Annotated in this window: 13 protein-coding genes; 5 read left to right on the forward strand and 8 right to left on the reverse strand. The window is 63.5% G+C overall.

Annotation, left to right across the window (positions count from 1 at the left end; translation table 11 throughout):
- The first annotated feature begins 237 nt into the window (after window positions 1-237).
- The gene (gene mfd / locus KIT10_09225) at window positions 238-3,531 is read left to right on the forward strand and encodes a transcription-repair coupling factor (protein MCW5899435.1); all 3,294 of its coding nucleotides are present in this window, start codon (window positions 238-240) and stop codon (window positions 3,529-3,531) included.
- A gap of 47 nt (window positions 3,532-3,578) precedes the next feature.
- The gene (locus KIT10_09230; protein MCW5899436.1) at window positions 3,579-4,400 is read left to right on the forward strand and encodes a hypothetical protein; all 822 of its coding nucleotides are present in this window, start codon (window positions 3,579-3,581) and stop codon (window positions 4,398-4,400) included.
- A 168-nt stretch (window positions 4,401-4,568) separates the two neighbouring features.
- Here KIT10_09230 and KIT10_09235 read toward each other — a convergent pair whose 3' ends face one another.
- From KIT10_09235 to KIT10_09245, 3 genes are read right to left on the reverse strand one after another with little or no spacing between them, the layout of a single operon-like run.
- On the reverse strand, window positions 4,569-5,147 hold the full coding sequence (locus tag KIT10_09235; protein MCW5899437.1) for a hypothetical protein: 579 nt from the start codon (window positions 5,145-5,147) through the stop codon (window positions 4,569-4,571).
- Window positions 5,144-5,416: a tetratricopeptide repeat protein gene (locus KIT10_09240; GenBank protein MCW5899438.1), complete on the reverse strand. Its 273-nt coding sequence runs from the start codon at window positions 5,414-5,416 to the stop codon at window positions 5,144-5,146. The genes KIT10_09235 and KIT10_09240 overlap by 4 nt, the downstream gene beginning before the upstream one ends.
- Complete coding sequence (locus tag KIT10_09245; GenBank protein ID MCW5899439.1) at window positions 5,413-5,958, reverse strand: hypothetical protein; 546 nt, start codon at window positions 5,956-5,958, stop codon at window positions 5,413-5,415. The genes KIT10_09240 and KIT10_09245 overlap by 4 nt, the downstream gene beginning before the upstream one ends.
- A 101-nt stretch (window positions 5,959-6,059) precedes the next feature.
- Between KIT10_09245 and KIT10_09250 the strand changes: the two genes are divergently transcribed.
- A complete protein-coding gene (locus KIT10_09250; GenBank protein MCW5899440.1) occupies window positions 6,060-7,019 on the forward strand; it encodes an NAD(P)-dependent alcohol dehydrogenase in 960 nt (319 codons plus the stop codon).
- A 30-nt stretch (window positions 7,020-7,049) separates the two neighbouring features.
- Here KIT10_09250 and KIT10_09255 read toward each other — a convergent pair whose 3' ends face one another.
- From KIT10_09255 to trmB, 5 genes are read right to left on the reverse strand one after another with little or no spacing between them, the layout of a single operon-like run.
- A complete protein-coding gene (locus tag KIT10_09255) occupies window positions 7,050-7,310 on the reverse strand; it encodes a NifU family protein (protein ID MCW5899441.1) in 261 nt (86 codons plus the stop codon).
- Window positions 7,311-7,312: 2 nt separating this feature from the next.
- Window positions 7,313-8,395, reverse strand: a complete 1,083-nt coding sequence (locus KIT10_09260) for an Mrp/NBP35 family ATP-binding protein (protein ID MCW5899442.1) — start codon at window positions 8,393-8,395, stop codon at window positions 7,313-7,315.
- 37 nt (window positions 8,396-8,432) lie between these two features.
- Window positions 8,433-8,885, reverse strand: coding sequence for a hypothetical protein (locus KIT10_09265; protein ID MCW5899443.1), 453 nt, complete (start codon window positions 8,883-8,885; stop codon window positions 8,433-8,435).
- Window positions 8,886-8,923: 38 nt separating this feature from the next.
- Window positions 8,924-9,289: an MGMT family protein gene (locus tag KIT10_09270; GenBank protein MCW5899444.1), complete on the reverse strand. Its 366-nt coding sequence runs from the start codon at window positions 9,287-9,289 to the stop codon at window positions 8,924-8,926.
- Window positions 9,290-9,320: 31 nt separating this feature from the next.
- Entirely contained in the window at window positions 9,321-9,998 is a 678-nt protein-coding gene (gene trmB / locus KIT10_09275; GenBank protein MCW5899445.1) for a tRNA (guanosine(46)-N7)-methyltransferase TrmB, read from the reverse strand.
- Window positions 9,999-10,107: 109 nt separating this feature from the next.
- Here trmB and KIT10_09280 point away from each other — a divergent pair, with 109 nt between their 5' ends.
- Both KIT10_09280 and KIT10_09285 read left to right on the forward strand, forming a co-directional pair.
- Window positions 10,108-11,196, forward strand: a complete 1,089-nt coding sequence (locus KIT10_09280; protein MCW5899446.1) for a hypothetical protein — start codon at window positions 10,108-10,110, stop codon at window positions 11,194-11,196.
- A gap of 12 nt (window positions 11,197-11,208) precedes the next feature.
- Complete coding sequence (locus KIT10_09285; GenBank protein ID MCW5899447.1) at window positions 11,209-12,453, forward strand: DNA/RNA non-specific endonuclease; 1,245 nt, start codon at window positions 11,209-11,211, stop codon at window positions 12,451-12,453.
- The last annotated feature ends 4 nt before the right edge of the window (window positions 12,454-12,457 follow it).

Raw genomic sequence — 12,457 nt, forward strand, 5'->3', positions numbered from 1 at the left:
TGTGCATCCATGGAATTGACCCGCCTCACCATCCTCAAGCTGGAGGATATCCTCTCCCTTTACACCTCCGACCCCCGCTGCGCCCAGGCCGCCCATGCCCTGGCCACCGAACGCGCGCGAGTGCAGCTCACCGGCCTCGTGGGCAGCGGGCGGGCCTTCACCGCCTCGGCCATCAGCCGGCAGGTGGGCGGCACCCATGTGTTCGTGCTCACGGACAAGGAAGAGGCCGCGTATTTCATGAACGATCTGGAGGCGCTTCGGAACGTGCAAGGGGAAGAAGGTGCGAGGGTGCGAGAGAAAAAGAGCGAGGACCTGTTCTTCTTTCCCGCACCATCCCGTTCGCCCTATGACCCAGAAGGCCACCACGATGGCGAACGGGTGAGCAGGACCGAGGTGCTGGAGGTCTTGATGAAGAAGCCGAAGCACCTGGTCCTTGTCACGTATCCGGAAGCGTTGGTGCCATTGGTCGTGGGCCGCGAAACGATGCAGCGGAACACCCTCGCCATCAAGCGCAACGAGGAACTGCCGATCGAAACGCTCGAGGAATGGCTGCAGGCGACCGGCTTCACGCACGCGGACTTCGTTTACGAGCCAGGCCAGTACAGCGTGCGTGGCGGCATCGTGGACGTGTTCAGCTACGGCAGCGACAGGCCTTACCGCATAGAGCTCTATGGCGACACCGTGGAGAGCGTACGCCGCTTCGACCCGCAGGACCAGCTGAGCGTGGAGCGCCTCGCCGAAGCGGTGATCGTGCCCGATCTGCAGGATGAGGATGCCGCACGGCAACAACTCTTCTTCCAGCAGCTACCCGCCGATGCCATCATCTGGTACAGCGACCCCAAGGCCCTGAGCGATGCGGCCGCCAAGCAACTGAAGCGCCTGCGCGAAGCCTACGAGCGCCTGCCGGACAAGGACGCGCACCCGAAGCCGGATGATCTGCTGGCGAAGGACGGGGAGTTGGTGGAGGCGGTGTTCGGGTTCAGGAATGTGCGGTGGGGAGGGCAGTTGCCGGTTGTTGGTTCTCAGTTGTCAGGTGGGGCCGCACTTATGCACCGTGACCCATCGCCAGAAGAGATCTCGGTCACGATACGGCCGGACAACCAACAACCGCCAACCGACAACCGCTTTCTCATCCATATCGAATTCTCCCAGAAACCCCAACCCGCCTTCGCCAAGGACTTCCAGCAGCTCTCCGCCGACCTCCACAACCGCGTCACCGCCGGCTTCACCAACCTCATCGCCTGCAGCAACGCCCGCCAGAGCGAACGCCTCTACACCATCTTCCAGGACATGGAGCACGAGGTCTGCTTCACGCCGCTGGTGCTGGACCTCCACGAAGGCTTCATCGACCCCACGCTGAAACTGGTGCTCTACACCGACCACCAGATCTTCGAGCGCTACCACCGCTTCCGGCTGAAGGAGGGCTTCCGCAAGAACACGCAGGCGCTCACGCTGAAGGAGCTCACCCAGCTCAAGCCCGGCGACCTGGTGGTGCACATCGACCACGGCATCGGGGTGTTCAGCGGGCTGGAGACGCTGGACGTGAACGGCAAACCCCAGGAGGCCATCCGCCTGATCTACCGCGACAACGATGTACTGTACGTGGGCATCCACAGCCTGCACCGCGTGAGCAAGTACAGCGGCGAGGAGGGTGGCAAGTCGCCCCAAGTGAGCAAACTGGGCACCGCCGCGTGGAAGAACCTGAAGGAGCGCACCAAGGCCAAGGTGAAGGCGCTGGCCTTCGACCTGATCAAGCTTTACGCCCGGCGCAAGGCCAAGCCCGGCCACGCCTTCCCGCCGGACAACTACCTGCAGCACGAACTCGAAGCGAGCTTCATCTACGAGGACACGCCCGACCAATTGAAGGCCACGCAGGACGTGAAGGCCGACATGGAGAAGCCCACGCCCATGGACCGCCTGGTGTGCGGCGATGTGGGCTTCGGCAAGACCGAGGTGGCCATCCGCGCCGCCTTCAAGGCCGTGTGCGATGGCAAACAGGTGGCCGTGCTCGTGCCTACCACCATACTCGCGCTGCAGCACTACAAGACCTTCCGCGACCGCATGAAGGGCCTGCCCGTGACGGTGGACTACGTGAACCGCTTCCGCAGCGCCAAGGACCAGGCGCGCATCCTGAAGGAACTGAAGGAGGGGAAGATCGACATCCTGGTGGGCACGCACCGGCTGGTGAGCAAGGATGTCGTCTACAAGGACCTCGGCCTGATGATCATCGACGAGGAGCAGAAGTTCGGCGTGAACACCAAGGACAAGCTGAAGACCCTGCGCGAAACGGTGGACACGCTCACCATGAGCGCCACGCCCATCCCGCGCACACTGCAGTTCAGCCTCATGGGCGCGCGAGACCTCAGCATCATCGCCACGCCGCCGCCCAACCGCCAGCCGGTGCAGACCATGGTGCAGCCTTTCAACGAGCACATCATCAAGGAGGCCATCGAGTACGAACTCTCACGCGGCGGGCAGGTCTACCTCGTGCATGACAAGGTGAAGAACATCGAACACATCGCGGACATGGTGCGCAAGCTGGTGCCGGGCGTGCGGATCAGTGTGGGCCATGGGCAGCTCGAAGGGCACAAGCTGGAGGAGGTGATGATGGATTTCATCGAGGGCAACACCGATGTGCTGGTGGCCACCACCATCGTGGAGAACGGCCTGGACATCCCCAACGCCAACACCATCATCATCAACGAGGCGCAGAACTTCGGCCTCAGCGACCTGCACCAGTTGCGCGGCCGCGTGGGGCGCAGCAACCGCAAGGCCTTCTGCCACCTGCTCGCCCCCGGTCCGCACCTGCTGCCCGACGTCTCGCGCAAGCGCCTGCAGGCCATCGAGCAGTTCAGCGACCTGGGCAGCGGCATCCACATCGCCATGAAGGACCTCGACATCCGCGGCGCGGGCGACCTGCTGGGTGCCGAGCAGAGTGGCTTCATCAACTCCATCGGCTTCGAGACCTACCACAAGATCCTGGAGGAAGCCGTGCGCGAACTGAAGCACGAGCACTTCGCCGAGCTCTTCGAGGACCGCCAACTGGCGCGCGGCGGCACACGCGACCAGAGCGACGATTGCATCATCGAGACCGATCTCACGATGCTGATCCCCAATAGCTACGTGAGCGAGACCGCCGAACGCCTCGCGCTCTACCGCAAGCTGGACGACATCAAGGACGAAGCGGAGCTGCGGAAGTTCACGACGGAGGTCACCGACCGCTTTGGACCGATCCCCGACCAGGTGCACGAACTCATGGAAGGCATCCGCCTGCGCTGGCTGGGCCAACGCATGGGCCTGGAGAAGATGGTGCTGAAGAAGGGCACGCTGATCGGCACCTTCATCGCCGACCAGAAACACCCCTTCTTCGAGGGCGATGGCTTCAACGCGGTGCTGCGGGCGGTGCAAGCGCAACCACGGCGGTTCAAGGTGTATGAGAAAGCGGGGACCTTGCGGATCAGCGTGCAGGATGTGAAGAACGTGCACGCGGCGAAGGAGGCATTGGAGGGGGTGGTGGGGTTGACGGCGTGATGCGGATGCCCGCTGTAACAAAGCACCTGCTGCTGCGTCCCATTCCCATGAGACCCACCACGTGGTTCGGCAGCATGTTGTTGTCGACCATCTTGATGGCCCAGGACCAGAGGCCTCAGGTGCTCACCCTCGGCGTGTTCCATTTCAACTTTCCGAACCTCGACGCGCGGCAGGTCGCGGAGGATGACCGGATCGACGTGCTGGCACCGCAATATCAAGCGGAGATCACGGACATCGTTGATCGCCTCGCACGGTTCGCACCCACCGTGATCGTCATTGAACGAACACCGGCCGAACAGAGCAGGTTCGACTCGCTTTACCACGCCTACCTCGCCGGCCGGCACGCCTTGTCACGTTCCGAGGAAGAGCAGATCGGGTTCCGCCTGGCGAAGCGTTTCGGCCTGCAAACGCTCCACTGCACAGATGAATGGGGCCGATTCACCCCCAATGTGGGCTCGCTCATCAGTGGCGCCGATAGCGCAGGCTATCGCCGGTTCGAGGACTACTTCAATGCCGACCCGGACGGCGCATTGCGTTCCAAGTCCACGCGAACGCTCCAGGAAAAAGGCATCCTGGCCGCGCTACGCGAACTCAACGACCCCGCGAACATCGAACGCAGCCTCGGGGACTACCTCATCGGCCTCTTCAAATACGAGGAGCATCAAGGCGACTTCACGGGCGTGGATTTCGAGACCGGCCGCTGGTTCAACAGGAACCTGAGGATCTTCCGAAACATCCTGCGCATTCCCGTCTCCCCCCAGGACAGGATCCTGGTGATCTATGGTGCCGGGCATATGAACCTGTTGAACACCTTCTTCCGCAGCTCGCCGGAATTCAAGCTGGTGAGTACGATCGAACAACTGCGGTAAAGCCCAAAGCGCATCTTCAAAATGCCCCTCGGGCTCCGCTCGGGTCCCTCGTGGCCATGCGTCGTTGTCGGAGATCTCACAGGGGTGACCAACCATTCTCGGCTCCGACGCATTTGCTGTACGCGGAACACCTCTCGCTCGCTGCCCAAAGCGATCCTGAGATGTGCGCTAGTGCGCCGTGCTATCGCCTCCAGCGCCTTCCAATTCCGCGATCGTCCGCCGCGCCGCTTCCAAGCGTATACGGTTGTTCTTCGATACGAGCATGTTGGTGATGAACTTCTCCATGCGGTGGTGCAGCGGGATGAGCAGGCCAGCGATGACCACCATGGCCAAGAGGATCAGCAGCGGTGACTGGTCGAACACCTCGCCGAGCACTGGACTAAGCAGCAGGTTGATGAACTCGAAGAGCAGGAGCAGCGCCATCAGCGAGAGGTTCTTGATGGTCTTGGCACCCACCACCGATGTGCGGCTGATGGCCAGCAGGAAGACCAACAGCGTGATGACGATGAGCGCGATGATGCCGAACTGGATGTTGCGGGAGCGCTCCTCCTTGGCCTCCTCCCTGGCCTTCGCCTCCTCGCGATCCTTCAGTTCCTGCGTGAACAATTGGTTCTGCAGCTGGCTCCTGTTCTGCAAAGCCGTGAGCGAGTCACGCCACGCATGGGCGAGCTTCGAGTACACCAACGCGCTATCGGTCATGCCATTCGCCTCGAACGCATCGGACAAGGCTTTGGTGGACCGGATCATGAGGGATGGCGCCGCACTTCGTCGGTGGCCGCGAATCCCTTGCGCGCCCAAGCAAGCGCCTCCGAAGCACGCCCCTGGCCGATGAGCAGCTTCGCATACCCGGCCGAAGCACCGATCAGCGCATCCAGCGTTCCGGCTGAATCCGCTACTGCCAAGCACCGCTTGAAGTAGGGCTCTGCCACGTCGTTCTCGCCACGCGCAGCATGCACAGCAGCCATGATGAGCTTGTAGGCGGCGTAGCCGTAAGGATCCTTGCCCGGCACCTTCATGACATCGAGCGACCGTAGAACCCTTGACCCAAGCCATAGGCCTGTGCCTTCCGCATGTAGCGCAAGGTGCCATCGATATCCCCGACCTGCTGGTACACGATCGCGGTCTCCTTGCAGGTCAGGCTCATGCGCATGCTGTCCCCGATCTGCTGGTAGCCCTCGAAGGCGATGTTGAAGTGCTTCAGCGCCCCATTCACATCGCTGAGCTTGGTGAAGGCCACGCCGATACCGAAGTTGGCCATGGCGAGCAGCGTGTCGTTCTTGATCGCTTCCGCCAACTCAAGTCCCCGTATCGCCGCCTTCATGCAGTCGTCCGTGCGACCGACAAAAGCGTACTGGCCGGTGAGCCTGTTGATGGCGATCATCTTGGCCCGAGGGTCGGTCGCCGCCCGCTCGCGTGCTTCCAGTGAATCGATCGGAAGGCCGCGCAGCCTGGCGACCAGCGTATCAAGCGGCTGGGCGTGAAGCGAGACCACCGTGCCGAGCAGAAGCAGGCCCGCCGTGAATACACGGATGTCACACAACGGCCGGAACCGGAACATGGGTGAGATGAAAGCATAAAGATGCGGGTTCGCGGATGAACGCGCTGATGCCTCCACCAACGGTAATGAGAGCCATGTGCAGTACCCGGACCTTTACGACCATGAAAGCCGCCATCGCCACCGCCTACGGAAGCCCCGACGTCATCCACATCGCGGATGTCCTCACGCCTTCGCCGAAGATGAACGAAGTGCTCATCCGCATCCACGCCTCGGCGGTGAACGCGGCCGACTGGCGGCTGCGCAGTGCCAACCCGTGGTTCGTGCGGCTGGTCTTCGGGCCGTTCAAGCCGCGCCGGCCAATTCTGGGCGTGGTCTTCGCCGGTGAAGTGGTGGAGACCGGGACGGACGCGAACAGGTACAAGAAGGGCGACCGCCTCTTCGGCTGGACGAGCATCATGGGGCTGGGCGGCCACGCCGAGTACATCGCGCTATCGGAGAACGGTGCCTTCGCTCCGATGCCTTCCGGGATGAGCTACACCGATGCAGCGGCGATCCCCTTCGGCTTCGGCACCGCAAGGCACTTCCTCAGCAAAGCGAAGGTGGGCAAGGACCAGCGCGTGCTCATCTACGGCGCATCGGGCGCGGTGGGCAGTGCGGCCGTGCAGCTGGCGCGCAGCCTGGGCGCGGAAGTGACCGGCGTATGCAGCACCCGCAACGTGGAGCTGGTACGCTCGCTGGGTGCCCGTGAAGTGATCGACTACACGAAGGATGATCTCCTCGCCCATCGCGATCGCTTCGACGTGGTCTTCGAGACCGTGGGCAAGTTGCCGTTCAAGGAAAGCATCGCTTTAGTGAAACCGAAGGGGACGATCATCACAGGCTCGGAGATGCCCGCACAGATGCTGGCGCGTGTTTTCGCCAGCAAGGGCGGTAAGAAGGTGACCGTGATCGGTGGCACAGCGGGGGAAAGCGCGGATGACATGCGCCACCTGGCCGAACTCTGGCGGCGCGGGGAGATCCGCGCGGTGATCGACAGCACCTACCCGCTGGCGCGGATCCAGGAGGCGCACAGTGTAGCGGAGAGCGGAAGGAAAGTAGGGAACGTGGTGATCACCTGCTGATCAAGCGCGCTCAGCAGGGAACACGGCCGCTCACACCTCCTTCAGATCCACCGCCTCCACCGCCTTGATGTGCGGTGCCACACGCTTGATGGCCTCCTCCACCCCGGCCTTCATGGTCATGGGGCTCATGGCGCAGTTGGTGCATGCCCCATGCAGCCGCACGCGGGCGATGCCGTCGGCGGTCACCTCCTCCAGCGTGATATCACCACCGTCAGCTTCCAGGAAGGGACGCAGATCGGCCAGCGCGGATTCGATGCGCTCGGTAGTGTGCAGGAGTTCGCGGCGGTCCATGGTCAGGCGGTCACACGTCGACCTTCGGCCTCCAGCGTGGCAAGGCACTGTTGGAAGGCCGCACAAAGGTCGGCAAAAGCACGGGCGGCGGGCGTCTCGCCTTGCAGCACGGCAGGTCGGCCCACATCACCGGCTTCGCGAATGCTCTGTACCAGTGGCACCTCGGCCAGAAAAGGCACTTCCAGTTCCTCCGCGAGCGCGCGGGCGCCACCCTTGCCAAAGATGTGATAGCGGTTCTCCGGCAGTTCGGCCGGGGTGAACCAGGCCATGTTCTCCACGATGCCCAGCACCGGCACGTTCACACTGGGCAGGCGGAAGAGACCCACGCCCTTGCGCGCATCGATCAAGGCCACGGGCTGAGGGGTACTGACGATGATGGCCCCGCTGAGCGGCACGGCCTGCACCAGCGAGAGGTGGATGTCGCCCGTGCCCGGCGGCAGGTCCACCAGCATCACATCCAGATCGCCCCAGTCGGCATCCTTGATCAGTTGCTCCAAGGCCTTGGTGGCCATGGGCCCGCGCCATGCGATGGCCTGGTCGGTCTGTGCGAAGAAGCCGATGCTGAGCAACTTCACACCGTAGCTCTCCACCGGTACGATCCATTGCCGGCCGTCCTTCTCACGGGTGTCGGGTTTCTCGTGTGGCACATCGAACATCATGGGCATGCTGGGGCCATATATGTCGGCATCCACCAGGCCCACCTTCAAGCCACGCGCCGCCAGCCCTGCCGCCAGGTTGGCGGTGATGGTGCTCTTGCCCACCCCGCCCTTGCCGCTGGCGATCGCCACGATATGCTTCACGCCTGGCAGCACTTTCCGGAGGTTGCCGCGCTCACCGCTCAACGGCGTCACTGTGGCCATCACCGTCACATCCTGCCCCAGCACCTGCTTCAGGTTGAAGGTGACGGCTTCCTCCATGCGTTTGCGGCTGTGCATGGCGGGATTGCTCACCTCCACATGCACGCTCACGGAGTTGCCGGCGATGCGGATGTCGCGCACCAGGTCGAGCGCCACGATGTCCTTCTTCAGGTCGGGTTCGATGATGCGGGAAAGGGCGGAAAGGACGGCCTCCTTGGTGAAGCTCATGGCGGGTGCGAAGCTAACGCCTTGGCGAACCGCGTGTTCAGGGCCGCTCGCTGGCTGGCGGTGTATCCACGCGTGTCCTGGAGCGGGCGGGATCCATCAACCACAACTGGGCTATGGACGGGTCCTCGAAGAAGCCGATGTCGTAAGGCGCTCCTGGGGGCGTGGCGTTCACCATGCGATCCACGGCCAGCAGGTTCAATCCATCCTCGCTGTTCACGATCGCGATGCGTTCCAAGCCGGCCGCCATCACCTGCGGGGTGAACTCCTTCATGGACCACACCTGATCGTCGTAAAGAATGGGACCCGCCTTTCGCCCATCGCTCATCCAGAGTTTCGCGCCGGTGGCGCGCACCACCTCCAAAAGGCGCAGCAGCAAAGACCTATAGGCTTCGCCCGCCACGGGCCTCTTCCAGACCAGCTTCACCAACCGCTGCTCCGGGTGGACCTCGATGCTGCCATCAGCGTCGTCGTGCAGGATATCGACCTTCATGGGCCTCTATAGGATACCGAAAGGTACTCCGGGGGCGATCACAATCCGAGTTCCACCGCCGGATCCCAATAGCGCCTGGCGAAGTCCACCACCTGGTCGTCCGCCACTTTCACGCCCTCCTTCTCCAGCAGTTCCTGCATGCGCGTGGGTGTGCCGAAATGGTGCTTGCCACTGAGCATGCCGATCCGGTTCACCACGCGATGGGCAGGCACGACAGGGCGCACGCGGTGGCTGTTGTTCATGCAATAGCCCACCATGCGGCTGCTGCGCGCGGCGCCGAGGTACTTCGCGATGGCGCCATAACTCGTCACGCGCCCCTTGGGGATCCGGCGCACCACGGCCATCACATCGGCGAAGAAGTCGCGCTCCTGCACCGCCCCGTCGATCACCTGGCGCTTGGACATGGAGCGAATGTATGCGGGTGCGCGGACGCGCTCATGACCCGAAGCGCACGTAGCGGATCGTCCTCCCCTCGGCCAGCCAAATGCTTTCATAATAGGTGCGGATGTTGAGCACGGCCTGTTCTTCCGGGGAGACGCGATGCACCAGGTCGGTGTGGATGTTGGCACTCTTCTCGTGCAGCGGCAGCTTGTGCTCCGCGATCATCTCCAGGGTGTACTCGTACAGCACGGGGCTGTCGGTCTTCAAGTGGATGATCCCGCCAGGTTTGAGGATCTCCCGGTAGCGCGTGAGGAACAAGGGACTGGTGAGGCGTTTGCGCGGCTTGCCCAGTTGGGGGTCGCTGAAGGTGAGCCAGATCTCGTCCACTTCCTGCGGCCCGAAGCAGCGTGTGATGTGGTCCACGTGCGTGCGCAGGAACCCCACGTTGGCGAGGCCCTCCTCCTTCGCCATGCGCGCACCGCGCCACAAGCGGGCCCCCTTGATGTCGACCCCGAGATAGTTCCTTTCCGGATGAAGACGCGCCAGGCCAACGGTGTACTCGCCGCGTCCACAACCCAGCTCCAGCACCAGGGGTGCTTCACGCTTGAAGAAGTCCGCGTTCCATTGCCCGCGCAGCGGAAGCCCTTCCTTCGTCAGCGCCTCGAAGGTGGGCTGCACCACATGGGTGAAGGTGGCGTTCTCGGCGAAGCGGAAGAGTTTGTTCTTGCCCATGGCGGAAGGGGCGGCGAAAATACCGTGAAGCGCCGGTGAAGGATGGCGTGTGATCTTGCGTTGCCTGAACACGGAGTTGACATGGCCCGCCGCACCTTTGGCTCCCGGGATGTTCCATGGCGCGCGCATACTGGTGGCCCCGCTCGATTGGGGCCTGGGGCACAGCACCCGCTGTGTGCCCATCATCAGGCGTCTGCTCGAATTGGGCGCCGAACCGGTGATCGGTGCCGATGGCGGCCCGCTCGCCCTGTTGCGCGGCGAGTTCCCGGCGATACCCTGGGTGCGCATTCCGGGTGTTCGTATCCGCTATGGCAGTGGCCGTAGCCAGTTGTGGAGCATGGCCCGGCAATTCCCGGCCATGGTGCGCAGCGTGCAGGCGGAGCGCGCGTTGTTCGACCGCATACGGCACGCAATGCGCCTCGATGCGGTGATCAGCGACCAACGCTTCGGCATCCGCGCGACGGATCTGCCCAGCGTGATCGTCACGCACCAGGTCTTCCCATTCACACCCATCGCCCAAAGCGCCTTGCGCCAGTTGAACCTGAGGCACATCGCACGCTTCCACCGTTGCTGGGTGATGGACGAACCCGAAGCGCCCGGACTCGCCGGTGAGTTGAGCCATGGCGAGCGCATGCCGGCCAACGCACGCTACATCGGCACCCTGAGCAGGCTGAGGTCCGACGGCCCCGAAGCCCGCGACCCCTACCGCATCGTGGCCGTCTTCAGCGGACCCGAGCCGCAACGTGGCATCCTGGAGCGGATGCTGTTGGAACGCCTGCCCCACATTCCCGGCGAACATCTCATGGTCCGCGGCCTTCCCGGTGATACGCCGGTGCGGCGGCATTGCAACATCACGGTCGTGCCGCACCTGGCCGCCGATGACCTGGCCATGCATCTCCGCGCGGCCGAAATGATCGTGTCGCGCAGTGGATACACCACCCTGATGGACCTGGTGGCCATGGGGCGCACCGCGCTGGTGGTGCCCACACCGGGCCAGGCCGAACAGGAATACCTGGGCGCGCTGCACCGGCGTACCGGTCGTTTCGTGGTGCAGCGCCAGGACGATATCGACCTGAAGCGCGCGCTGGACCGCATCGACAGCGGGCTGGTATCACGGCCGCGCTTCGGGCAACCCCTGCTGGAGGAAGCGCTGAAGGAACTGGCCGGGTTGATCCCGCGACCCGTGGCGGCGGCCTAACTTCGGCGGTCCATGCACCGTCACGCCCTGCTTCTGTCGGCCGCGCTGTTCGCGGCGCATTTCGTTCCAGGCCAACCCGATCTCGATGCCCGGCTCCATCGCCTGGAGCAGGACCTTGAGCGGATCGAGTCGCAGCGTGCCGCGCACGTGGCGCGGATGGACTCCTTCAAGCTGGCCATCGTGCGCCGCGACCTGCGCGCCAAGGGTCTGCCCAAGGTGCATGAGAGCGAAAAGGTGGTGGAACACCCCGGCCACATGCTCGTGTACGACCAGCGCCACAAGCAATCGAAATGGGTGGCGCACATCGCCACACCCGACCTGGTCACCGGCAACCTGGCGCGCATCGATTCCTTCCTGCCCGACCCGCTGGTGGAGGCCGGTACGGCGGCGACCGTGGACTACTGGTTCAGCGGATACGACCGCGGCCACCTCGTGCCCAGCGCCGACATGCGGTGGAACTACGACGCCCTGCAGGCCACCTATCTCTACAGCAACGTCAGTCCGCAGAAGCCCGAGTTGAACCGTGGGTCGTGGGCGGAGCTGGAGGACTGGGTGCGGCGCTATGTGAACTTCAGCCGGCGGCGCGTATTCGTGGTTACCGGACCGGTGCTGCGCGAAGGGCTGCCCGTGATGCAGAAGCCCAACCGCGAGAATGACGTGAGCATCCCGGAACTCTTCTACAAGGTGGTCGCCGATCTGGACGGTGATGCGCCCAAGGGGATCGCCTTCCTCCAGGCCAACGGCGTGAACGACCACCCCACGATCAGCTACGCGGTCACCATCGACAGCGTGGAGGCGCTCACCGGCATCGACTTCTTCGCCGCCCTGCCACCGGATGTGCAACAGCACATCGAAGGTTCCTTCAACACGAAGGACTGGTACGCCGAGGGCGACCCGAACTACGGCGAGGTGGCACCCCTGAAGGCCCCGCTGCCCAAGGGCATGTTCAACACCGTGCAGGCGCGCTACCATGTGGGCAAGACCGCCACCATCTGTGGCACGGTGGTCAGTTCGCGCAAGACCGCCAAGGCACAGGCCATCTACCTGAATCTGGACCGCCTGCACCCCAACCAGGATTTCTACGCCACCATCTGGTCGTACAATGGGCCCAATTTCAGCTACGACCCGGAGACCTACCTGCTGAACAAGGCCATCTGCGTCACGGGCAAGATCACGCTGTTCGACGACATCCCGCGCATCAGCATCAACAACGAGAAGGAGATCGTCTTCTGGGACGAGATCTCCCCGAAACCGTGATCGG

This window comes from Flavobacteriales bacterium, from assembly GCA_026129465.1.
Taxonomy (GTDB): Bacteria; Bacteroidota; Bacteroidia; order Flavobacteriales_F; family PHOS-HE28; genus PHOS-HE28.